We start from the raw sequence: 23588 nt of genomic DNA, 5'->3' as shown, positions 1-23588 counted from the left end.
TTAGTCATTAAGTTATTGGGAAGAGGCTATAGATAATTCTTACCCTGCGCCTACCTCCCCACCTTCTTATTTAAAAATCCAGGGAATCATGGGGTCAACAGCCAGCTTTTTGGAGACCTCATAAGCACCGTAGCGGTTCAGGTGGCTGGGGTCAGAAAAATATTCATTTGCTTTGAGCCAGATTTGGCTTAAATCTCTGTAAATAAAGTTTGTATTAGTAGTAGAAACATTTAACATATATTGTTGAAACTCTTGTTCATATTTTGTTCTGACTGGGTCTAAATAGTCGGCTGTGAGGGGAGTATTTACAAAAACTAAGGAGATTTTTTGAGATTTTGTAAACTCTAATAATGATTGTAAAGCTGCGTCTTGATTACCTTTTAATTGAAAGGACTTATAGTCGTTATCGTAACTTCCCGATACTCTGGCATATTTTTGATAATATGTGGCAGGATTAAAACGAATAGATAAAGGTAAGAAACCATCAAAATCAACTGCTTGCAAAGAATTATCTTCTTCTAAATCGTTTGTTAACTGAACTGTGACTTGCTGATTGTTATTGCTAAAAGGTAAATGGCTGAGTTGTTTTTGTAATAGTGTTTTAATTTGGTCACGATGTTGATAACTAGCAGATATACCAATTACAGCTTGATTTAACCAATCATTAGCAACTTGATAGCTATTCAAATCTAATGTTTCATTTTTGATTTTTGCCTTTTGAGCAGAATTTATCTGTTGTTGAGGTGGTTGATCACTAATGACAGGTTTCGTGGCTCTTTGTAAAACTTGTTGATAACCTTTTGATGCAGCAATGGCGTTAAAAGTTATATCTTCTCTGCCACTATTAAAAGCCCTAGAACCATCTGCCCAAATAATCAGTTTTGGTAGTTCTGAGGGTTCTAAAACTTGACGAATGATCAAGTCTACAACTTGGGCTGTGGCACCATTAACACCAAAGTTAAATATATCAACTTGGCGATAACCTTGAGTTGTCAAAGCTTTAGAAAGGGCAACGGGATCAACGCCTCTCAAGGCACGAGAAGATCCAATAATCAGGATATCTGGTGGTTTTCCATTTGTGGCTAAACGCTGTTTATAAAGTGCAAATTGCTCATCTAATTGCCTAGCATTAAAACTGGGCATTTGAGATCGTGCTGCTAAAAGAATAGCAGTAGCGCTGGCTTTTGCTTTCAATGGTGCAGCTGGTAACTTTTCTGATGAAGCGACATCATTTTGGGTAAAACCAGAGGCATTAAATCCCGAATTACGCCCCTGAGTAGATTTTATGTTGTTGTTGCTAGTAAAAAATGCTGTTGTTCTCTGATTTGGATCTTCACCTGATGTCAAAGATGCCTGTGAGGATAAAGCACTATTACGTTTGAGTGAATTTGAGACAGTACGAGTCAGGACATAACCTAACATCCAATCACTTTGAATTGTGAGTATTAATCCCAATGCTACCCAAACTAGACTAGCCAAAAATCCTTGTTCATCAGGGTTCTGATCGATGGAGTGGTTGGGTTCTGCAAATAATTGAGTTCCCACAAGTAATTTTTTAACTTTTTTGTGGGCAGTTTCTATCCAATCTTGTGCTACTTCGGTGACGAAACTTTGAACTTCCTGGGTTGTTAAATCAGGACGTAGAATTGGCTCGTCAGTTTCATTTGTGACTAGTTCACTGAAATATTCAGCGGTTGCGGCAAATTCTGGTGTGGCTTCTGGTACTAATCTGTGACGTTGTGCAAAATCAAAGCCGTGATGCCACACAGGTTGATTATCACCGGCACGACGACCGTAAACTCTGACACCAAAAAGATCAGGGATATTTAGTTGACGAACAAATTGAGTGACTTTGCTGGCGACTTGTTGGCGTGTGGGACAATTAGGCGCATCACACATCACGTGTAGTAAGTCACCTTTGCGAAGCAGGAGGACGCGAATACCACCAGTTTTTAAGCGCCAATCCATGTCAGGATTGAGTAGGCGTTCTAGTAAAAAAACAATGGCTGGTTCATCACCTGTAGAACCTAAGGCTAGTGTAGATGTTGCTAAAGCGGGATGTTTGGCGGATGGTAAAGACAACCAATCTACCCAAGCGGGTTGTTGTTCGCCTGTTTTTTGTCCATAGATAGCTGCTGCCAGAATACCTTGAGGGGCGATCGCTTCTAACTGAGAGAGAATAATTTGTAAACACAGTTCCTTCTCTGGTGCAGGAGCGGTTTTTGCAGGATCAACTGCTGGGGTACAAAAGATATGTAGGGTAAATTCTTTGAGAGAAGCTTGAACAGCGATTTTTAAATCTGATAACACCTCAGTTAACAATCGAGCGATCGCTTGCACATCTCCCCACCGCGCCCATTCTTTCAGCATCGTTTCCGGTGGAGTCAAATCCACCCGCAGCCGCCAATCAGGGTCTATTTCTCCCCTCACTTGAGAGACAATGATTGCGTCTTCATAACCAGCCAGTTTCAAATGCCTTAATTTTTGGGCTACTGGTTCGGCTAACAAAGTGGCATCTGGGCTATAACTCGATTGACAGAATATCCAGAGACGATTAACTATTTTTTGAGATTTGGACTTGGCATTATGGGGTAGACTTTTGACTTGTACTGCCACACCCAAACTGCTCAGATTTTCACTCAAATAGCGAGCGATCGCATCTGGATTTCCTTGGCGTGCCAAACTTTCATTAGAGACAATCAGCGCCCCACCAGGTAGTTGTGTTTTTTCCGCTTCTACTAACATGGCTTGCTGTACCTGCTCTAGATGCCGATCTAATTGATTTAAATAAACCCGGTGACACCATTGAGGATGGTGTGAGCCTTTTTTTCGACCGTAGACCAATACTTGGTATATTGGGGATTGTTCCTCACTGGTTAAGCTATCCAAATCTGTTTGCTGTAGTGCTTGCAACAAATCAGACAGAGTGTGCCAACGTTGCGGGCAGTCTGTACCTTCACAAAGTATGTGCAGGTCATTTCCCAGCAACCGGACTTTCACCCCGAAAGTGCTGATTCCTGTGGCTTGGCTTACCCATTGCACTAAGGTTTGTTGGCGATCAAGTGATACTGTTTTCATGGGAAGTTAACTTTAACAGGAAGCGAGTATTAGGGGATTTTGCCTGTACTTGTAAACTAGAAACATACATTTAGCACATTTTGCAGTTTTTTTTTAACAATTTTGTTACCTTTAGAGCTAGAAAAATGGGCAAAGATAGTCTTATAAGGTTACAAGTCTTATCAAGATTGAGTTTTGCATTTATTTTACTCATCTGCCAAAAAACAAGAATTAGCAATGTCACCTGTAACCCAAAACCCCTCACCGACCAGCGGATTTAATCCGACTTTCTTGAACATTCCCCAATCTTGTCTCCTCCAAATAGGCATAGCGTCTATACTACTGCTGCTAATAGCAGATAAAGCCACTGGTAAAGCACTAGAAGCCTTAGGGGAAGCCAGTGAAGAAGTATTTCGGGGCGATCGCTTGCCCATTCTTAATTTCCCAAATGAACAGGAATTAAACCAAAGCTAACAATATATATATAAGCATTTATTGGCTACGGTTATTCCTAATCCAGTACAAACAAAAAAACTAGAATTATGAAGAATGCTGAGTTAAAAGTGCTATTAGCGGTAGCGGGGCGTTTAGCCCGTACTGAATTAAAAGACCACTTACAAAGGGTCGAGCATTTACTGTTTGCGAAAGTAGCAAGTATTCTTCTTACTCAGCACTCAGTACTCAGCACTCAGCACTGTAAATAGTAATTGGCTTTACCAGAACGGAGAATATGGGTTCCCTTTTATACTCTTCATCGCCAGCAGCGAATACATACCCCATGTCGGAATTATTCTTGCGTCATCGTCTACAGGTAGTAGAGGAATTGTGGGAGTCGGTTCTTCGGCAAGAATGCGGACAAAAAATGGTAGATCTATTGCGTCAATTACGCAATTTGTGTTCACCAGAAGGACAAGCTACCCATAACCAAGCCGCCTCCGCAGTCGAATTGATTGAACAACTAAATATCAACGAAGCCATTCGTGCTGCTCGTGCCTTTGCTCTGTATTTTCAGTTGATTAACATCATTGAGCAGGAATACGAACAAAAGCAGCAACTGACTCGCTATTCTGATACAAACAGCGCAGATCAGGTAAATCTCGCCAATATTATTTATTCGACCAACCAAAGAGAAGATGACCTACCAGTTACCAAGTCATTAGGATCAGACTCATCTCAAAGTTGGACAGACACCACGCCAAGTCAACAAAAGGGTACATTTGCCGCTTTATTTCCCCTGTTATTCAAACTGAATGTCCCACCCCAGCAAATTCAACGCCTCATTTCTCAACTAGATATCCGCTTAGTCTTCACTGCACACCCCACGGAAATTGTCCGTCATACTATTCGCGATAAACAGCGACAGGTAGTAGACCTTTTACAACACCTAGATAGCTTAGAAAATCGCTCTGGTGGCTATCCTTGGGAGGCGGCAGAGGTGAAAGAGCGATTGATGGAAGAAATTCGCCTGTGGTGGCGGACAGATGAGCTACATCAATTTAAGCCCACGGTTTTAGATGAAGTCGATTATGCTCTGCACTACTTCCAAGAAGTGTTATTTGATGGCATTCCTCAGTTGTATAAACGCCTCAAATATTCTCTAGCACAAACATTTCCTTGGCTGGAACCACCAAGTACAAATTTCTGCTCCTTTGGTTCTTGGGTAGGTTCAGACCGAGATGGAAATCCGTCGGTGACACCGGAAGTTACTTGGAAAACCGCTTGTTATCAGCGGAAGATGGTCTTAGAGCGATATATTCAGTCGGTGACGCAACTGATTGAGTTATTGAGTGTTTCCATGCACTGGAGTGATGTATTGCCAGATTTGCTGGAATCTCTAGAGTTAGATCAATCGACGATGAGTGATGTCTATGATGCTCTAGCTCTACGTTATCGCCAAGAACCTTATCGGTTGAAACTGGCTTATGTGTTGAGACGGCTAGAAAATACACGCGATCGCAATTTGGCTTTATATAAACGGGAAACGCCAACTAATGAAGATGCGCCAATGTACCGTTCCGGGGCAGAGTTTTTAGCTGAATTGCGATTAGTTCACCACAATTTGACTGAAACGGGTTTAGGCTGTCGAGCTTTAGAAACCCTGATTTGTCAAGTGGAAATTTTTGACTTTAACCTCACCCAGCTAGATATTCGTCAAGAATCATCCCGTCATGCTGATGCGCTGAATGAGATTCTTGAATACTTGCAAGTTTTACCCCAACCCTATAACGAACTTTCAGAAGAGCAGAAAGTGGCTTGGTTAACCGGGGAATTACGAACAAGACGGCCGTTGATTCCTAGTGAATTGCCATTTTCAGAAAAAACCAACGATGTCATTGAAACTTTCCGGGTTTTGCGATCGCTACAACAAGAATTTGGCATCAACATCTGTCAGACTTACATCATCAGTATGTGCCGGGAAGTCAGCGATGTTTTAGAAGTTTTGCTCTTAGCCAAAGAAGCGAGATTATTTGATCCTGCGATCGCAGTAGGATCAATTAGAGTAGTACCGCTATTTGAGACTGTAGAAGACTTACAACGCTCCAGAAGCGTCATGCGGCAACTGTTTGAACTCCCACTCTATCGCGCCTTCTTAGCGGGTGGCTATGAAGCAATTAAACCCGAAAATGCTTCTCCATCTCCCACCCTCAACCCCAATTTGCAAGAAGTCATGCTGGGGTATTCTGACAGCAACAAAGACTCCGGTTTCTTAAGCAGCAACTGGGAAATTCACAAAGCGCAAAAATCACTCCAGAAAATCGCTGAAGAATACGGCTTACATCTGCGGATTTTTCACGGACGGGGTGGTTCTGTGGGACGGGGTGGTGGCCCAGCTTATGAGGCAATTTTGGCTCAACCAGGTCACAGTATTAATGGACGTATCAAGATTACCGAACAAGGCGAAGTTTTAGCTTCTAAATACTCCTTGCTGGATTTGGCTTTGTACCACGTAGAAACCATCACCAGTGCAGTCATTCAAGCCAGTTTACTGCGGACTGGGTTTGATGATATTGAACCGTGGAATGAGATCATGGAAGAGTTGTCAATGCGATCGCGTCAGCATTATCGCGCTCTCATTTACGAACAACCTGATTTCATCGACTTCTTCCACCAAGTCACCCCCATTGAAGAAATTAGCCAACTGCAAATTAGCTCCCGTCCAGCGCGAAGACCATCTGGTAAAAAAGACTTAAGTAGCTTACGAGCTATTCCTTGGGTATTTAGCTGGACACAAACTAGGTTTTTGTTACCTTCTTGGTACGGCATCGGCACAGCCTTACAAGAATTTTTAAACGCCGAACCAGAAGAACACCTCAAATTACTACGCTACTTTTATGTCAAGTGGCCTTTCTTCAAAATGGTAATTTCCAAAGCCGAAATGACCTTAGCCAAAGTAGACATTGAAATGGCACGTCATTACGTCGATGAATTATCCAACCCAGAAGACAAACCCCGGTTTGACAAAGTATTTGAGCAAATTGCCAGCGAATTCTATCTCACCAGGAATTTAGTCTTAAACATCACTGGACACCAGCGACTTTTGGACGGTGATCCAACTTTGCAGCGTTCAGTACAGTTAAGAAATGGGACAATTGTACCTTTAGGATTTATCCAAGTTTCTCTACTCAAGCGTCTACGGCAGTACAAAAACACCAGCACTTCTGGAATAATTCACTCCCGTTACAGCAAAGGTGAGTTACTCAGAGGAGCATTGTTAACTATTAACGGTATTGCTGCGGGAATGAGAAATACTGGTTGATGGGTAATTCGTAATTCGTAATTCGTAATTCGTAATTACGGATTCCCACCTAGTGTGCGATTCGTTGGGTATAAACTAACCCCAAAAAGGGTGGAGAATTACCCGCAAAGTTACTTAATAACTTTGACAATTTGATAGTCATATGGGTGAGGTTTTAAACCAAGTCCCATCCTCCAGGTGCAGGAGTGAAAGCACACAGAGCGCAGTCTCGAACTGTGTCCCCCAAGGTAGCGACTAGCCATCAATCCTTGAAGCGGGGGTGAAAGGTGTTAAATACTGGAAGCCTAATTCGGTATACATCAAGCAAGAGTTCATGAGTAGGAATACGAAGGTACGTTTGAACCATCGTCAGGAATAACCAGCGAAATCAGGCTTTATGTGCTGGGAGTCCCAAAAAGGGCAAGGATAATGGGGAGTTGGCAAGTTCCCGGTTGACCAACAAGCACTTCCTCTAAACCCGGTGGATAGTACCGCTCTAAAAACTCGACCAATGATTATCAGAAACGAAGTAACCGCTCGTATGTTCTCAGTCTTCAACAATTGAGTAGGTGCTAACCAATACCACGAGTAGGCAAGATTGATTCAAAAGCAAACGCCTCATTGTAATGATGAGGATAGGCAGACAGAATCACGGTGATTTGGAAGATGAAGTTTCCAGTAGCAGTAAATATGTCTAATACGAGTTTAAAGACTACGGCGGAATGGCGTTCTATTAACTGGCGAAAGCTAGAACGTAGAGTGTATAAGCTGCAACAGAGAATTTATCGAGCCTCTCAGCGTGGCGATGTCAAAACATATCGCAGACTCCAAAAAACGTTGATGAATTCTTGGTCAGCAAGAGTGTTAGCGGTTCGTAGAGTTACCCAGGATAATTGCGGCAAAAAGACGGCAGGTGTAGACGGCGTTAAATCGCTGACTCCTAATCTTCGTCTTGCCTTGATAAATCAAATAAAGCTGGGTGCTAAGGTCAGCCCAACCAGGCGTGTATGGATTCCCAAGCCTGGATGTGATGAAAAGCGACCTTTAGGAATACCTACAATGAAAGACCGAGCCTTGCAAGCACTTGTCAAACTGGCGTTAGAACCAGAATGGGAAGCGCGATTTGAACCTAACTCATATGGGTTCAGAGCCGGAAGGTCATGTCATGATGCAATCGAGGCAATCTTTAATTCCATCAGGTATAAACAAAAATTTGTACTTGATGCCGACATATCGAAGTGTTTCGACCGTATCAACCATGAGGCACTGCTTTTAAAATTAAATACATCTCCCACCATTCACCGTCAAATTCGTGCATGGTTAAAAGCGGGGGTGATGGATGGTAAGCAGTTGTTTCCTACATCTGAGGGAACGCCACAAGGTGGGTGTCTTTCGCCACTTTTGGCAAATATAGCCCTCCACGGGATGGAAAACCGGATAAAAAGTGCCTTTCCTAGTCGCACAATTGTCAAGAAAGGTCAATACGCTGGCTACCAGCCAGGAGCTACTTTAATCAGGTACGCCGATGACTTCGTAATTCTCCATGAAGACATAACCGTTGTTCAAAGATGCCAGGAAATAATCTCCGAATGGTTAATCGGCATAGGCTTGGAATTAAAACCCAGTAAAACAAGACTGACGCATACCCTTTCAACTTTTGTTGGGGAAAAGCCAGGATTCAACTTCCTTGGATTTAATATCCGTCAGTTCCCCAAAGGGAAACACCATACAGGTAAAAATACCAAAGGGGAATTACTCGGTTTTAAAACCATCATTACCCCAAGTCAAGAAAAAGTGAAGGCACATTATGACCGTCTGGCTGATGTAATTGACTCCCATAAGTCAGCACCGCAAGCGGCGCTCATTAAGCGACTAAATCCCATCATTAGGGGTTGGGCTAACTACTACGCGACTGTCATAAGTAAGGAAATCTACGCTCAGTTAGATGACCTTGTGTATCAAAAACTTGTCTCTTGGGCAAAGTTCCGCCACCCAAAGAAATCATTGGGATGGGTGTCAAAGAAATATTGGCATTCCATAGGCGAGGATAACTGGGTATTTGCAACCTCTGAAGGTGGGGAAAATCCATTTCGTTTACTTGACCATACTCGCATTAAAATAGTGCGTCATATAAAAGTTAAAGGCGAACTGTCCCCATTTGACGGGAACCTGGTTTATTGGAGTACAAGAATGGGCAACAACCCAGAAATGCCGACAAGAGTCTCATCACTCTTGAAATGGCAAAAAGGGAAATGCACCCACTGTGGATTGTTTTTCCGTGAAAACGATGTGATGGAAATTGACCATATTATCCCCAAATCGCAAGGTGGAAAGGATGATTATAAAAATTGGCAACTTCTACACAGACATTGCCACGACACAAAGACTATCAGTGATGGTAGTCCTGGCAGAAAATCTGGCTGTAACAGTGCCGAGCCTAAGCCACCCTCCGAATTGAACTGGTTTTGGGAGGAGGATATGTTGGTAATGAGGAATGCGTGATAAGCACCAAGTCACTGAGGAGCCGTGTGAATTTAAAGGTTCAAGCACGGTTTTGAAGAGCAGTGGCTCTCGTAAGGGAGTCGCTGACTTTACTAGTCTGTCAAATACATTTTGACAAATAAAGAAGAAACGTTCGCATAGCGTGCCGAAGGCATACCGCGAAGACGCGAAGAACGCGAAGGAAGAAGGAAGAATTGTTTACCCGTCAATTAGTTGTTATAGCGGTATGCATTGAATGAAATACATCTTAGCCCCCTCATCGCAAGCGATGAGGGGGTTGGGGGTGGGGTTCTTGTATCTCACTCAACTAGTACCTTTGTAGGGTGCGTCAGACTCGATAATTCATCAACAATCAACAGACATTTGACATCTGACGCACCTGACGACTAAACCCGTCATTTTTCAGTTTCGCGTTGCTCCCGGTCATTCATTACCTCATTCACCGCCTTTATCGCCTTCCGTAGTTTCCACTGAGTCGGCGCAATGAAATACAATTCATCATCCATTTGTTTACCAATGATGTGGCAAAATAAGAAGTGGGATAGATTTAGTCATTACTAACAAGCAAGTAGAGTACAGCAATGACTCAAGCAAGTGAACTATATTCTCTGTATGAAGTTGATAATGAGAAATGGTTAGTACAAACCTTGAAACTATTAAAAGAAAAACAACTAGAAAATCTCGACTTAGAGCATTTGATTGAAGAATTAGAAGCGGTGAGTCGTCGAGACAAATTAACAGTTGAAAGTTTTCTAGAACAAATTATCAGACATTTATTACTCCTTCAATATTGGCAAGAGCAACATGAATATAACGCCAATCATTGGCAAGCTGAAATTATGAGTTTTAGAAACCAACTCAACGAGTATTTAACTCAAAATCTACGAAATCATTTACAAGAAAACCAATTAAAAGTTTATCAAAAAGCATTAAAATATGTCAAGCAGAAAACAGGTATGATAATTCATTTTCCTGAAGATTGTCCATATACTCTCGAACAATTATTAAATCAAGATTGGCTGCCTTGAAACGCTGATATTGTAGGGGTGCAGAAGATGGACTAAATTAATCGCTGTCAGTACAAATGGAAATGATCAAAACACTATTTCCTATTCCCTAATTCCTCAACAATATACACTTGATATCGAACCAGAAAGACGTTTAACTTTACCTAAAGAAATCCAAAAAATGCTGAATTTAGAATCAGGAGATAGATTAATTTTAACTCTTGAAAATAATGGTAAGTTGCAATTAGTCAGCCTCAAACAACAAGTTAAGAAATTAAAAGGTTTATTAAAAGATAAATCACCTGATAGAAACTTGGTAGATGAACTTATTCAGGAACGCAGACAGGAGTATTTAAGTGATTAAATCACAGCTTACCAATCAGTTGGTCATACTCTGCGTGTGTTCCAATCCAAAACCAAGAAATGCCGTTTTCAACTTCAACACCCAAAGCACGATAATTTAAACCTGCTCGAACTGACCAATATTTGTTACCTAGCTTTTTAAAATGTAACGATGGATGAGACGGATCAGCCTTGAGCAATTCATAGCATTGATCCGCTGTTTGCTGCACACTTTTAGGGAGAGCATTATAATATTGCCAGAATCGTTGTGTTGTGTAGTGCATCAGATTTCGCGGCAATTTCCTGCTTTAAATTCTGCGATTGCTTCTTCCGCTAATGCTTCCAATTTACCATCTGCAATATCACGTTCTATCTGTTCATCCCAACGTTCATAATCTAGGTTTAAAAACCATTGTCTCAGCTTTTCAAAATCATGAGACGGAAGTGAGAGAATTGCAGTTTCAATTTGTTCAATGTTTGACATAAATAGTTTTTACCTCTTTATCCTTGAGAAAATTATAGCTTTATTTTGTCATACTTTTTTCTGGTGACAACGAGATATTGACAATAGTTATTTACAGATACTTTTTTAAATACCATAAGGTAATTTAGCGACTCCATCAAAAACTACAAAGTCTACTATTATCTGTGAAAAACAAACTGATACCAAGTATAATGGGTGATTATACAGCCCTTTTTAAGGAATTTTAATTAATATTTATGAATCCTGATATTCATCTTATTGCGTCAATTGCGTATAAAGCAGATAACAAGTGCAGAATTGATCTAACCAAACGTATTTTAGTTAGCGAGAGAGACTATGTATCTAACTTAACTCAAGGCATTAGAGATTTTTGGCATTATCATGGGCTACCATGTTTTGCACATTCACAAACATTACAAACACATCATGAAAGGAGATTTGGCTGTGATGCAATAATTGTAGTAAAGCAAAATAACACTGCTAGGATATGCCTTTTTGAAGCAAAATGGATACGTTTTGATAACCGTTGGGATTCTTTTCAGGGAAAGTCAGATATCTCTCACTTTAGCCATCAGTTACAACGACAGTCGAGATGGATAAAACAAGCAGCTATCTGGGAGCTTTTCATAGTGGCGCACGAACCGAAGAAAGAGCCACCTCATTTTGATTCTTGGGCATCTACCTGTATCTGGCATAAGGATACTTATCAATTCGATAAAACATATCGGAGTTCCAAATCACTATGGACAGATTCAGAGCTTGAAGAGCTTGTAAGCTCGAAGTCTGGAAAACAAAATAACTTGAAGTCAATGCTTCAAGTTGCCTGTCAACAAAAGAAAGGAAATTACATACCAATCTCTAATGGACAAGTAATGCTTACAGATATGAATGTAACAGATGAAAGGGTATCTATCCCTGCCACGCTTGAGAGACTTGATAATGTCGGTAGATTTTGTGATGAGAATGGCATTGCAAACTTCTTATTCCTCCAAGTTGATTAAGAATAAGGCTAACAAACGCTGCAAGGATCTAAATATACTTCACTCAAAGTCGCAAATCATAAAAATTGAAAAGTTTTAATTTACTAATTTCATATTCCAATTCAGCCGCACTTTAGTTGAGGATATTACAATTTACATTGTGGTAGTTGGTTGAATTTAGTAACCCTTTAGCGTTCATAGTAAAAAAATGAGTCAGATTCAAGAGTTACATAAACAGGCTATGAATTTAGCCGAAATGGCACAAGTTGCTAAACTTAAAAATAACTCTGATTTAGTTTCCCAATTATCCAGACAAGCATTTGAAAAAGAACGATTAGCAGCAGAATTAATAGCAGATGATTTTGCAGCAGAACCAACCCGTTCAATATTGTATCGTAGTGCCGCAACCTTAGCGATTGATTGTGGAGAAATTCACAGTGCAGAACATTTAATTGCAATTGCTTTATCAGGAAATCCGCCAACTGAAATTGCCGAAGAACTCAAAGATTTATTTGTACAAATCAATATTCATAAATATTTTGCCCGGCGAGGTCTTGTATTTGATGAAGCTAAACTTCAGATTCTTGGTTAGGGGTGAACTGGATATAATTAGATTATTAGTGACTCATTACTTACTTTTACTACTGTATCAATTCAATTCTATATTCTGATTTCGACTGTGGTTTTATATTAATTATTCCTCCCCATTCCTCAATTACTATGACTAAAAAACGCATCCTAATTTGTACTTGTTTCGCTCTATCTTCTGGTTTTTTTGGTGGTTTGATTGGTGTCCAAATCACGTCCATGCTTCATAGTCAAAAATGCCAAAACCAAGCTTGGGGTTTTCAACAGATGTGTAATGCTTGGGTAACACCGGGGGCAATGTGGCAAGGCAGTACAGCCGGCATTTGGACAGGTACAATATTAGGTGCGTTTGTTGGTGGCTCAATTACACGATCTAATTCGTAATTCGTAATTCGTAATTCGTAATTGGGGAATAGGTGGAAAGTTATTCTCCCTCATCTCCCCAATTACCAATTACCCATTACCCAGTCTCTATTCCCTTGGAGTCGTGGATGATTGTAACTTACTTAAAGATTGCCAACTGTTTGTACTAGTATCGAAACAGCGCCAATAGCCTTTACGTTCATCTTTATAGCAAAATAAAGTGCGATCGCGATCATCGAAGTTATCAGTTAAAAAATACACCATTCCTCGAAACGGATAAGTTTTCCGACTCAAACGTTTAGCTACAGCGTGATTCGGACATTCAACAATAAAAACTGATTCTCCATTAATTTCAGCTAAAGAGAAAATACACATCCGCAAAATTGCTCTCAGCCAACTTTCAGAATTCTCGAAATAATCGTCGATAATTTTGTTAGTTAGTGCTTGTTCGAGACTGCGGTCTTTGTGGCGAGGAGAGTTGGCATCAGACATAGCATCACCTAAAAATTGCTATACTGCTGGTTCGAGATTAAACGAAAATTTCCAAAAGTGACAAGTCTGGACTCGCAAAGCTCATCAGTCAAGCAATACAGCCAGAGGTGGCAGTAAGACTGGTAAAGTATACTTAATATTCTTGAGAGCAAATTGCCATGACGACCGAAATTAACCTAGGAGAGCAGACTACCACAGGTGCAGATGCTATTGATGTAGCGATCGCACAAGGAGTTGATTTTGATGGTTCTCCCATTCCATCAGCTAAATTAGAACTATACACCCAAGTCATGGGTCTAGAAGCAGGTAGACAACGTAGTGGCGTATCTAATACCATGCGTTCCCGAATCGTCCGCATTGGTGCAAAACACATTCCCCAACCAGAACTAGACCAAAAACTAGTAGATGCTGGTTTTGCACCTCTGAAAGAAAAAGAAATTGCCTTTTTCTACGGCGGTAAATAAGATAGGGAAAACTCCCACCGTCTTTACCTCATTTTTCTAAAGTTCTCACCGTCAAAACCTGGGGTGGAGTGGAATCGGGTGGATAAATCAAATCTAGCTGCACCATGCGCCTCATTCCAGGTTGTAACACAACTTTTGTCAAAGGTTCCAGAACTTGACCAGTACGATGCCATAAATGCACATAGCGCGTCTTTTGTTCCCCCTGATCATCAGCATAACGCAACCTCACTGTCCCCCGAAAGAAAGGAAAATCTAAGGATGGTTTTCGGAAGCGGACACCACCTTGAGCTAATTTATCTTCTTTCAGAGGAGTTTCTAAAGTCACAGAAACAGTTTGAGATTTCGCAGTATTATTACTTAAAGGCAAACTGAGATTATATTCCACACCATAATTCCCATGTGCCTCATAAGCTGTGTCGGCATAACGCACCAACATCTTCGCCGTTTGACTTTGTTCAGTACCCAATCTACCAGCCCGCAAAGTAGCTATAGGATAGGAAATCGCCTTACCAGGTTGGGGAATTGTCAAAGTTTGCGTTTCCGGTTTATCCACCAGTTTCGCTTTCCACCGAGAACCTTGAGAAACACCTGCTACACGCCCATAAATCAATTGACCGCCTTTAGCATCTGGTGCTGTAGGAACTTTATCTCTTGGCCCAGCAAAATTACTGTTATTTAATAAATCTTGCCATTCTGCCAAAGTGGGCGCACGGTCAGAACCATCAGCATTTTTCTTCGCATACATCGCTAAACTAGCTGTATAAACTTTGCCGCCGCTACGCAAACGAAAAAAGCTAGACCGACCATTTACAGGTTTTTCTAAATTTCGCACCGGAATAGGATGATTTAACAACATTTGACTTTTTCCCGCAGGAATTACCAATTTAGCCGGAAAATCAGCTTGACGAACTCCCCGCAACACATCAGCCACAGCCCTATTTCCCGGCCCTGAAAAAGCCTTTCCATCATTATTTTCAATGTATGGCGCTAAAGTCACAAAAGGTGCATCTTGCATTAAATAACTCGCACCTTGTAAAACATCGACTGTTACAGATTTTTTACCAGGATTATGCAAAACTATACCCAAATAAAGCGTTTGTAAATCTTTAGGAGTATGGCTATAGTGATGAGCAAATAAATCAAAGCGTCCTTGGAAGGGAAAATTAAGATGTGCTGCGGGAACTTTTTTCCCATTGGTGGGAAAAGTAGAAAGTAAAACTCCTTCAGTTTTTACCCATTCCGGGCTATTACTGTTAAAAACAGGTATGGTATCCAATTTCCCAGGTAAAGCCCGCACTTCTCCCGCTTGAATAATTTCTTGGGGTGCGGGTTTGGGTGGAGTTTGGGCATCTGCTACATTTTTGTTATTATCGGAGTATAATTTGGTACAACCAATGCTTTGAGTGATAGCAACTCCTGATAGAAGTATGAATAGAGTTACAGGTAGTTTATTTTTTAGCTGTTGAACTGGCATAATGTTTGATTATTCAAAAAGATTTGTTCTTATACTCAAAACGGTTAGGAACTGTACTTTTTATTGATGAAAAAACCGAGTTCTAAGCCTCTCCCCGTTCACGGGGAGAGGTACTCTTCGAGAAGCCGCTTCGCGTCTATGGAGAGGGGTTCCATATTTGGTTAAACTATGAACTGTTTGCAGTATAAGCATGAATAGTTTTGATTACAAATTCTGAACAATGGATTTCTGACATGAATCAGGTTTTTATAAAAAATCTGGCACATTGACACTTGCCACCATACAATTATCTGTAAGTTTAGGGTAAATTTAAAGTAACCTTGAAATTTCGACTCAGGAGTTAAATTGATGGATATACTCATTGAATCGACAAAGGATTTTGAGAAAGATTTAGAAAGATTTAATGATACGGAGAAGTTTAAAATTATTAAAGAAATGAATCGCCATTTTGAACTTTTATCATCTGAGAACAATTCTTTTTATCAACACAGTGAACAACTCAGAAATATAAAACTTAATCACTCCTATGATTCAACTATATATTCTTTAAAAATAAATGACCAACAAAGAGTAATTTTAACTATTGATGATGATCCAATTTTTGGCTGTATACTTGTTACTTTATTTAGAATTGTCAACACTGAAGATGCACAACAAGCATATAATGCCATTGCAGAATTTATTTATCAAGATTTTACGGTAGATGAAAATCAAGAGGTTAAGGTTACTGCTTTATAATGCCACAAATTAAGCCTCTTCTAGATGAATATGGTGTTATTTATGAAGCCATGCAAATTTTGCCAGAGGAGTTAAAAATTGATTTTCTCAAAGCTTTAGCAGAACTAGAAGATAATGAATGTCACAGAACTAGAACTTTTCCCAAAACAAGATTACACAAAGTGACTGGTATTAAACAAGCTATCTACCGTGCTGATATTGATAAAATATCTGGGTGGAGGATACATTTACAGTATATTGAAGGAAAAATACATTTAAAAGATATTATCGGTGGTCAACACCATGATAATGTCATTGAAGTGATTAAATTAAAAAAAGATAGATACGATTAATTAAATCGTCTATCCTAGTACATCATTAACCATCAACGTAAATTCAGGAAATGCTTGTATATCTAGAATATCACCATGTCGGAAAGTTTTGATTTCACTATAACCATTTGCGTTAGGGTAGCGATAAACTGTAATTAGTTGTTCATAAATATCTATTAACCAAACTTCACAAATACCGCTACTTGCATAAAGAGGAATTTTTATTTCTCTGTCATATTCAATGCTACTATCTGCAACTTCAACTAATAGCAATATATCCTCTGGTTGTGGGTGTCCAGCTTCATAAAAATCTGCACGAGGTTTGAGTAATGCTATATCGGGTTGTGGTTCTGATAGATTATTTAAGATAATGGGATTTTGGACTCGGATAATTACTCTTGTTCCTAAAAGAATACTGAGTAAATAATTAAGACGGTCAACACAAGCTGCGTGTCTTCTACCAATGGGGGACATTTCAATAATTTCTCCGTTAATAAGTTCTACTCTGTCATCTTCTGTGAGAATACCAGCTTGATTCATTAGGTTGTATTGTGCAACGGTGAAACGTCTTGTCATTAATTGAATAGACATAATTCACTCTCTTGGTTGATGTTCTAAGTTAATTATAGCAATCATCCTGGATGTAATTTTTATGTAAGAATTCAGGAGTCAGAATGCTTATGAAATGAAGAATAGAGAGAAGAGAGATTTTATCAAAATCATCAAAGTTGACTAAAAAAGCTTTATTCTCCTGACTTTTGTATTCTCTATCCTGAATACTTACATTTTTATTTCACGCAGAGAGAATTGCTATCTTGAGTGTAAGAATTTAGGATACAGAATTTTTGATATAGCAGGTAACAGAAGAGAAAAATATCCTTCATCCTTCCTTTTCCTGACTCCTTGCCCTGAGCGTTCACGTAGTGTGTCGAAGACAAGCTGATAGCCTAGCGTGGCGTAAGCCATAGGGCTGACTCCTGACTCTTGAATTTACAAATAATCAAAAAATATCTCAGGTACTAACCTTAATTCTCCTGATTTAAATCGAGCAATATCTATCCATAAAGCGCGATGTTTACGTTCTGGAGATTCTGAAAAAGTTAAACTTTCGATTTTGTAAAATTTAGGATCTGCAAAATCGCATTGATAAAGTTGAATAATTTCATGTCCTTGTTTACCATCGAAGCTAAACAGGTTTTCTATACAACTCAAATAGCAAATATTTGTTAAATCAGCTTGAATTTCTTCTTGAAATTCTCTTTCTAAAGCTACAGAACTAGGTTCGCCAAATTCCACACCACCGCCTAAAGCACGATAGAATGTTGATTGTTTGGTAGGATCATAACCTTCAGAAACAAATATTCTCTCACCATCTCGAATTAGAGCTAAAACTATGACGCGAATTTGACCTGATTTATTCATTGTTGTAGTTAATTATCGTTTGTTGATAGCGTAGCGTGGCGTTAACCATATAAATCTAAAACTTTTGTGAAACAATGGTTTCAGAACTATTCAATGTTGATAATAGGCAAAAAATAAGTGTTGATACCATTGATTTATCAAGCACTTTTTCCGGTTCTAGATGATTCTTCCTTCTTTCTAATTCCTGACTCCTGATTTCTGAATCCTGATTCCTGATTTCTACTCTCTATGAAAAAACTTTTTTAGCAAACCCTAATTATCGTAAATTGCATCAGCACGAGTTTCGCTATCTTCGACAGGCCAATCTGGATTTTCTCCGCCGATGTATAGTTCTTGAATATCAACATATTCCTCACTTAATTGAGTCAGGGCGTTGATTAAGATATCGAGAGAAATAGCATCACTAGTTCCCATATCAAACCAGCAACGTCCCCATTCTCCTTCATACTCAAACTCGCTCATGTTGTGCATCAAAGCGAGAAAGCTTTTGTTATAACCTTGTGGATCGTAATCCAGATAGCTGAGTTCCAAACCAGTTTCCTGTACCTGGAGATTTTCAGCATTAAATGCTCCTAGTTTACCCAGATAAAACCAGGAATTAAATACTTCTTCTACATATTTTTTTTCCCGTTCAGATGGAATCATGTTGAATTTCAACCAAATCCAGACATCAAAAGGATTAAACTCACGGAATTGAATGTGCATTTTGGTAATGGGTAGATGGGTAATTAGTAAAAGGGTTTCACAATTAATTATGAATTATTTACTATATAGCGGTTTTGTGTGGGATGCAATATGAGCAAGGGCGAGGAAACTCAGGGCGGGGAAACCCCGCCCCTACAGGCTTTACAATTGAAAACTTCTCACTGAGATGAATACCACTATGACAGATTAGTCAATCGGCTGGCTGCGCTTCTGCGTTCGTGTTCAATTTGTTTGACTAGACTAGCGGGAAGTTGGGATTTTTTGGTTAAAGCTTTATCAAAATGAACTACTGCATCTTTAATCAAATTCTGGCTTTTTTCTTTTTTACCCTTTTCGTGCAATATCTGGGCTTTGAGATAATAGATTTCTGGGTTGTCAGTAGTCGATTTTAAGGCTCGATTGACATAATCTAAGGCTTGAGGATATTGTTTCAAATCCCGGTAGGCTAAAGCAATACCCCGATCTACCAAATACCCAGGTGCAGCATTTTTTTCTAACTTTTCAATTGCTTGATCTGGGCTGATAAAAGGCAAATTAACGGCTAACATTAAATTCATATAACCCCGGAGTAAGTTTACTTCTGGATCATTAGGTGCGATCGCTTCCGCTTTATCTAAATACTCATAAACTTTTGTCAAGCGACTCAGGGCTTTTGATACACCATTAACACTCTTGTCACGGGTGATCATTACTGCACCCTCTAAAAAATTGCCGACACCAGTGTATAAATTACCGCGTAAAGGATCACTAGCAATCAGCTTTTGTCCTGCTTCTAAAGTCCTTTTACTGTACCTATCTAAGCCAGCTAAATCCTTATCTCCATAAGCTAAAGAAGCCTTCATAGCGTAAGCCAGGGGTTCATTTGGTTCCTCAGAGATTGCTTTTTGCAGATGATCTGCGGCTGCTGGGTAATTTCCTTGTTGAAAAATGGCTTTAAAAGCTGCTTCAGTGCGATCGCCAATTTTATGCTGTTCACCACTCCGAAACGGATCACCAGCCCAAGAAGGATTCACCAATAAATTTAGCGCAAAAGTAGTAGCAAAGGTGACTTGAACAAGGTTAGGAAATCGGAAAAACATCATTAATTGAGGAATGAAAAATTGTTTGGACATAAAACGCCTCAGAAGAATTGCGGTTGAAATTGTCTTATCTGTTACTTAAAATGTAAAAAATTGGTAAATTTCCAGAAGCATCTATCACCGTCAAAATTTTCTACACAGGTAGACTCTGGTCAATTACTTCTGTTCCCTGACTGGTTGTAGCGATTTTCTCAGCTAAGTCTGCCACAATAGAAAAAAATGCCTGATTATTGCTGCTAAATCAAGTTTTTCTAAATCGACTCCATCAGTTATTCGCTGACTTTTTGCTAATTTTAACAAATGCTCTATCTCAGAAATCTAACTTATCACCCCACAGCTTGCCCAACCGCAATTCTTAAATCTATCAACTTGGAATTACCACCCCAGCAACTGGGTTTGATTATTGGCCCCAGCGGTTCCGGTAAAAGTACCTTACTAGAAATTCTATCTGGACTGGCTGAACCTACCTCCGGTGCAGCTTTCTGGAGAGAACAACAACTGATAGCCGAACAGCTACAACAACTAGCCGGAATCGTATTTCAGTTTCCAGAAAGGCACTTTTGCGGTGGTACAATCTTAGAAGAATTACGTTTAGGGCATCCTGAATTAGGTTCAGAGCGAGTTCAACAGGCATTAAGCGAAGTGGGATTAGAGCATTTATCCTTATCTACACCACCCCATGCTTTAAGCGGTGGACAACAAAGACGTTTAGCCTTATCCGTGCAATTGATTCGCCAACCAAATTTATTATTATTAGATGAACCCACCGCCGGTTTAGATTGGTCAATGCGTCGTCAACTAGTAAACTTATTAGCGAAACTCAAAAAAGATTGGACTTTATTAGTTGTAACACACGATGCTGGCGATCTGTTACCAATAGCTGACCGTTGTTGGACACTAAATCATGGTGTATTAACAGCAGTTGACCCCGCAACATTAGAAAATAAAGTGAAAGAAGTAGTAATTCGTAATTCGTAATCTTTTCCAGTTCCTGGGTAATCTCCAATATTAAAATCTGAAAATGAATTTAGAATCTTTACCTGTATCTAGTTTACCAGAAATGGCAGAAATCTGGCAGCAAACACTTAATTGGCAACCAATAACTCAACAGCAAAGTCAATTTCAGCAGTTGTATGAATTAATTTTAGAAGGAAATCGCCAACTTAATTTAACTCGTATTACCGAACCTGAAGAATTTTGGGAAAAACATCTTTGGGACTCTTTAAGAGGGATTGCACCAAAACAGCATTTTATTGATTCCCTTCATCACGGTGCATCTGTTATTGATATTGGCACAGGTGCAGGTTTTCCCGGTCTACCAATTTCTATTATTTTTCCAAGTTCTCAAGTCACCTTGTTAGATTCAACTCGCAAAAAAATTAATTTTATTGATACTATATTAAGTAATCTCTCTTTAATTAATGCCAAAACTATTGTTAGCAGAGCAGAAGAAATTGGTCAAGAACCTAAGCATCGTCAAAGCTATGATTTAGCTCTAATTCGAGCCGTGGGAACAGCTTCCGCCTGTGCTGAGTATAGTTTACCTTTAGTAAAAAAAGGCGGTTTAGCTGTCATTTATCGAGGTAGTTGGACTAAAGAAGAAACCGCAAGTCTACAAAATGCTGCTAATCAACTAGGTGGAGTAATTGAATTAATTGAAGAATTTACAACTCCTTTAACTAACAGCATTCGTCATTGTATCTATTTGCGAAAAGTAGTGCATACCCCAGTTCATTTTCCTCGTCCTGTTGGTATACCCAAGCAAAAACCTTTGTAAATAAAACTTGCACCTCTTCCCTCCCTAGAAAGGGCAGAAAAGAGGTTCTCAAGACCAGACAGCAACAGTTGAAACTCCTACCGCATCACCGCTATTTGTATTACCAATACTGTATAAGTGATAAAGAGAATAGGAACCAATCACATATTCGCGTAAATTTGTGAGATTTAACTGCAACAGTTGATCTAATGGATGGATATAACGGAAAAATTCACGATCTTCATATTCTGCTACTGAACCAAAGGGAGCAAAATTGCAAGTAATGACAAAATCAATTGCATCAAGTAACTGATAAATTGTTTGTTCTTGAGAGTTAGCAGATGTTAAATAAAATTCTCTATTAGTGGTGTTTGGAGTAGTAGCAAACTCCAAGCCATTTACTATGGTTTGCAAGGTATTAATTAATGTTTGAGTGCTGGATAAAGGAGTAAAGTCTGTGGAAATTGGCAATCTCTCAGTGTCAGTTCTAATATCTTCAATAGAACCAATTTGTGGTGCAATTCCCACCCAATTTTCATCATGAGTTTCACCTACAATAATATGAAATTCATCAATTTTTTCTCCAGGTAATAACGGATCGAAGTGCATTATTTTATAAACAGCAATGTTTTTACAATGCATTCGCAATGTAGTTTCTAACATTTGACATTTATGAGCAATTTCTTCAGGATTCAGATTTGGTTCTAAAGCCAAATTGCTGGTGAGATTACTGCTATTAGTAATGACATCTGCCAAAAAAGTATCCCATGCAATCGACTGCATAAATCCCTCTGCTAAAAGCAGCTTATCTATAGTAAATTCTCCCTGATCTTCTACTTTCCAAACAAATGTTTTAAAAGGATAACCGCTAGATTCACTCTCATAAATTTCTAAACCGGGTAGCACTCCTGCTAAACGATTTACTAATTCATCTGTTGCTAAATTCTGTTCATTCAAATCGAAATCAAATGTTAACGGCTCAAATTCCTCTTCCCCTTCCTTTTCTTCTTCTTCTACCTCAGTAGATAATGAATCTGTTGTCCGCTGATAACTAGGGTTTTCCCTGCGAATAGTTGTTTCGTAAAATTCCAGCGCTTCGGTTTCGGTAGCCAATTCATGGGTTTCAAAAGTGTGTGCATTGAAACCAACACCGTCAGTTATGATGCTGACTGTACAATCGGCAAGAGTAATCGTCATGATATAGTCGTATTTTCCGTCATCAAACTTGAGCGTATAACTAGGCATAACTTTTAAATAAATCAATACTTTTGATACTTTAGCAATAGTATTTTCTCATAGATAAACAACTATAGCAATCCTATTTGAGTTGTGAATAAACTCCAGTTACAGACTTTATATAGCGGTGTGCATAATGAAATACATCATAGCCCCCTCATCGCTTGCGGGGAGGGGGTTGGGGGTGGGGTTCTTGTATCTCACTCAACCGAGAACCGCCATAGCATAGGCTTCTAATTTCCATCTGTATCCATGAATCATTTAGGATTGCTATATAGGTAAAAAAATTGATAAATGTAAATGTTATGTTTGGAACCCATTTTAATAAATTGTCAATTAAAATTGATGAGATTTTGATCTATTAAATCTATAAATATAAAGTAGTTAAAAAGATAGCAATTGCTGCCATCAAAGGACTAATTATACATATCAAAAACATTCCAATACCCAACCATGCGACTCCACCCATTGAACCTGATTCACTTGGTGGGGAATTTCGGTTACTCTGCCATTCAAGTATTAGAGTCAAAAGTATTGCCAAAATTCCGCCAATTATTAACCCTATCAAACCAGCAAAAACTGATAAAATTAACTTCCATATAAAACCCAACTGCACTATACCTAAATAGCTTATTTGGGGTAAAGAGGGTAGTTGAATAGCCGGTTTTGGAGAGGTAAATGTTTCTGCTGTAGCGTTACTATCTAGAATAAAAGCACCTGCATTAGCACCCAATAAAACCAAGAAATGACGACGATTTAAACTCATAAGCTTTTTTGAGCTAAATTTTTATAAATTTAATCACAGTTTTCACTGTTTTAGATCATAACGGCAAAAATGGATCATTAGTATAA

General features: G+C 39.3%; 24 protein-coding genes. 13 read left to right on the top strand and 11 right to left on the bottom strand.

Features of this window, described 5'->3' with window-relative positions:
* Positions 1-66 precede the first annotated feature (66 nt).
* On the bottom strand, positions 67-3078 hold the full coding sequence (locus ACSQ6I_RS03100; RefSeq protein ID WP_438888826.1) for a DUF1574 domain-containing protein: 3012 nt from the start codon (positions 3076-3078) through the stop codon (positions 67-69).
* A gap of 216 nt (positions 3079-3294) precedes the next feature.
* Here ACSQ6I_RS03100 and ACSQ6I_RS03095 point away from each other — a divergent pair, with 216 nt between their 5' ends.
* The 5 genes from ACSQ6I_RS03095 to ACSQ6I_RS03075 all read left to right on the top strand — a co-directional run bounded on the left by ACSQ6I_RS03095 (position 3295) and on the right by ACSQ6I_RS03075 (position 10666).
* Complete coding sequence (locus tag ACSQ6I_RS03095; RefSeq protein WP_438888825.1) at positions 3295-3531, top strand: hypothetical protein; 237 nt, start codon at positions 3295-3297, stop codon at positions 3529-3531.
* A 256-nt stretch (positions 3532-3787) separates the two neighbouring features.
* Positions 3788-6814: a phosphoenolpyruvate carboxylase gene (ppc, locus tag ACSQ6I_RS03090; protein ID WP_438888824.1), complete on the top strand. Its 3027-nt coding sequence runs from the start codon at positions 3788-3790 to the stop codon at positions 6812-6814.
* 645 nt (positions 6815-7459) lie between these two features.
* Positions 7460-9295, top strand: coding sequence for a group II intron reverse transcriptase/maturase (gene ltrA, locus ACSQ6I_RS03085; protein WP_438888823.1), 1836 nt, complete (start codon positions 7460-7462; stop codon positions 9293-9295).
* Positions 9296-9876: 581 nt separating this feature from the next.
* Entirely contained in the window at positions 9877-10323 is a 447-nt protein-coding gene (locus tag ACSQ6I_RS03080; protein ID WP_438888822.1) for a DUF29 domain-containing protein, read from the top strand.
* 40 nt (positions 10324-10363) lie between these two features.
* Positions 10364-10666 (top strand): AbrB/MazE/SpoVT family DNA-binding domain-containing protein, encoded by a 303-nt coding sequence (locus ACSQ6I_RS03075; RefSeq protein WP_438888998.1) that lies wholly within the window; start codon positions 10364-10366, stop codon positions 10664-10666.
* 1 nt (position 10667) lies between these two features.
* Here ACSQ6I_RS03075 and ACSQ6I_RS03070 read toward each other — a convergent pair whose 3' ends face one another.
* Positions 10668-10928 carry a ParE family toxin-like protein gene (locus tag ACSQ6I_RS03070; RefSeq protein ID WP_438888821.1) on the bottom strand — a complete coding sequence of 87 codons (261 nt, stop codon included), beginning with the start codon at positions 10926-10928 and terminating at the stop codon, positions 10668-10670.
* Entirely contained in the window at positions 10928-11128 is a 201-nt protein-coding gene (locus ACSQ6I_RS03065; RefSeq protein ID WP_438888820.1) for a hypothetical protein, read from the bottom strand. The genes ACSQ6I_RS03070 and ACSQ6I_RS03065 overlap by 1 nt, the downstream gene beginning before the upstream one ends.
* A 236-nt stretch (positions 11129-11364) precedes the next feature.
* Here ACSQ6I_RS03065 and ACSQ6I_RS03060 point away from each other — a divergent pair, with 236 nt between their 5' ends.
* The 3 genes from ACSQ6I_RS03060 to ACSQ6I_RS03050 all read left to right on the top strand — a co-directional run bounded on the left by ACSQ6I_RS03060 (position 11365) and on the right by ACSQ6I_RS03050 (position 13080).
* The gene (locus ACSQ6I_RS03060; RefSeq protein ID WP_438888819.1) at positions 11365-12129 is read left to right on the top strand and encodes a hypothetical protein; all 765 of its coding nucleotides are present in this window, start codon (positions 11365-11367) and stop codon (positions 12127-12129) included.
* 187 nt (positions 12130-12316) lie between these two features.
* On the top strand, positions 12317-12700 hold the full coding sequence (locus tag ACSQ6I_RS03055) for a hypothetical protein (RefSeq protein ID WP_438888818.1): 384 nt from the start codon (positions 12317-12319) through the stop codon (positions 12698-12700).
* A gap of 128 nt (positions 12701-12828) precedes the next feature.
* Positions 12829-13080, top strand: a complete 252-nt coding sequence (locus ACSQ6I_RS03050) for a hypothetical protein (RefSeq protein WP_438888817.1) — start codon at positions 12829-12831, stop codon at positions 13078-13080.
* 87 nt (positions 13081-13167) lie between these two features.
* Here ACSQ6I_RS03050 and ACSQ6I_RS03045 read toward each other — a convergent pair whose 3' ends face one another.
* Positions 13168-13551: a hypothetical protein gene (locus tag ACSQ6I_RS03045; protein ID WP_323310397.1), complete on the bottom strand. Its 384-nt coding sequence runs from the start codon at positions 13549-13551 to the stop codon at positions 13168-13170.
* A 158-nt stretch (positions 13552-13709) separates the two neighbouring features.
* Between ACSQ6I_RS03045 and ACSQ6I_RS03040 the strand changes: the two genes are divergently transcribed.
* The gene (locus ACSQ6I_RS03040; RefSeq protein WP_438888816.1) at positions 13710-14015 is read left to right on the top strand and encodes a small RNA NsiR4-regulated ssr1528 family protein; all 306 of its coding nucleotides are present in this window, start codon (positions 13710-13712) and stop codon (positions 14013-14015) included.
* A gap of 28 nt (positions 14016-14043) precedes the next feature.
* Here the strand turns inward: ACSQ6I_RS03040 and ACSQ6I_RS03035 are convergent, their stop codons facing one another.
* Positions 14044-15489 carry a DUF3370 domain-containing protein gene (locus ACSQ6I_RS03035; protein ID WP_438888815.1) on the bottom strand — a complete coding sequence of 482 codons (1446 nt, stop codon included), beginning with the start codon at positions 15487-15489 and terminating at the stop codon, positions 14044-14046.
* A 348-nt stretch (positions 15490-15837) separates the two neighbouring features.
* Here ACSQ6I_RS03035 and ACSQ6I_RS03030 point away from each other — a divergent pair, with 348 nt between their 5' ends.
* Positions 15838-16227, top strand: a complete 390-nt coding sequence (locus ACSQ6I_RS03030) for a hypothetical protein (protein ID WP_438888814.1) — start codon at positions 15838-15840, stop codon at positions 16225-16227.
* Positions 16227-16559 carry a hypothetical protein gene (locus tag ACSQ6I_RS03025; protein WP_438888813.1) on the top strand — a complete coding sequence of 111 codons (333 nt, stop codon included), beginning with the start codon at positions 16227-16229 and terminating at the stop codon, positions 16557-16559. The genes ACSQ6I_RS03030 and ACSQ6I_RS03025 overlap by 1 nt, the downstream gene beginning before the upstream one ends.
* A 9-nt stretch (positions 16560-16568) precedes the next feature.
* On the opposite strand, the gene ACSQ6I_RS03020 is transcribed toward ACSQ6I_RS03025, so the two are convergent.
* The 4 genes from ACSQ6I_RS03020 to ACSQ6I_RS03005 form a co-directional block, all read right to left on the bottom strand.
* Positions 16569-17129 carry a Uma2 family endonuclease gene (locus tag ACSQ6I_RS03020; RefSeq protein WP_438888812.1) on the bottom strand — a complete coding sequence of 187 codons (561 nt, stop codon included), beginning with the start codon at positions 17127-17129 and terminating at the stop codon, positions 16569-16571.
* 399 nt (positions 17130-17528) lie between these two features.
* A complete protein-coding gene (locus tag ACSQ6I_RS03015; protein WP_438888810.1) occupies positions 17529-17960 on the bottom strand; it encodes an NUDIX hydrolase in 432 nt (143 codons plus the stop codon).
* A 252-nt stretch (positions 17961-18212) separates the two neighbouring features.
* Positions 18213-18665: a DUF3531 family protein gene (locus tag ACSQ6I_RS03010; protein ID WP_438888809.1), complete on the bottom strand. Its 453-nt coding sequence runs from the start codon at positions 18663-18665 to the stop codon at positions 18213-18215.
* A gap of 176 nt (positions 18666-18841) precedes the next feature.
* Positions 18842-19777, bottom strand: coding sequence for a Sll0314/Alr1548 family TPR repeat-containing protein (locus ACSQ6I_RS03005; protein ID WP_438888807.1), 936 nt, complete (start codon positions 19775-19777; stop codon positions 18842-18844).
* Positions 19778-20044: 267 nt separating this feature from the next.
* Here ACSQ6I_RS03005 and ACSQ6I_RS03000 point away from each other — a divergent pair, with 267 nt between their 5' ends.
* Positions 20045-20722 (top strand): ABC transporter ATP-binding protein, encoded by a 678-nt coding sequence (locus tag ACSQ6I_RS03000; RefSeq protein WP_015213200.1) that lies wholly within the window; start codon positions 20045-20047, stop codon positions 20720-20722.
* 43 nt (positions 20723-20765) lie between these two features.
* A complete protein-coding gene (rsmG, locus tag ACSQ6I_RS02995) occupies positions 20766-21521 on the top strand; it encodes a 16S rRNA (guanine(527)-N(7))-methyltransferase RsmG (protein ID WP_438888806.1) in 756 nt (251 codons plus the stop codon).
* Positions 21522-21569: 48 nt separating this feature from the next.
* On the opposite strand, the gene ACSQ6I_RS02990 is transcribed toward rsmG, so the two are convergent.
* Positions 21570-22745 (bottom strand): nuclease A inhibitor family protein, encoded by a 1176-nt coding sequence (locus tag ACSQ6I_RS02990; RefSeq protein WP_438888805.1) that lies wholly within the window; start codon positions 22743-22745, stop codon positions 21570-21572.
* A gap of 358 nt (positions 22746-23103) precedes the next feature.
* Complete coding sequence (locus ACSQ6I_RS02985) at positions 23104-23502, bottom strand: hypothetical protein (protein WP_438888804.1); 399 nt, start codon at positions 23500-23502, stop codon at positions 23104-23106.
* Positions 23503-23588: the final 86 nt, after the last annotated feature.

Source organism: Anabaena sp. WFMT, assembly GCF_051781005.1.
GTDB lineage: Bacteria > Cyanobacteriota > Cyanobacteriia > Cyanobacteriales > Nostocaceae > Anabaena.
The sequence above is the reverse complement of the archived record's forward strand: the minus strand, read 5'-3'. Positions and strand labels throughout refer to the sequence as shown.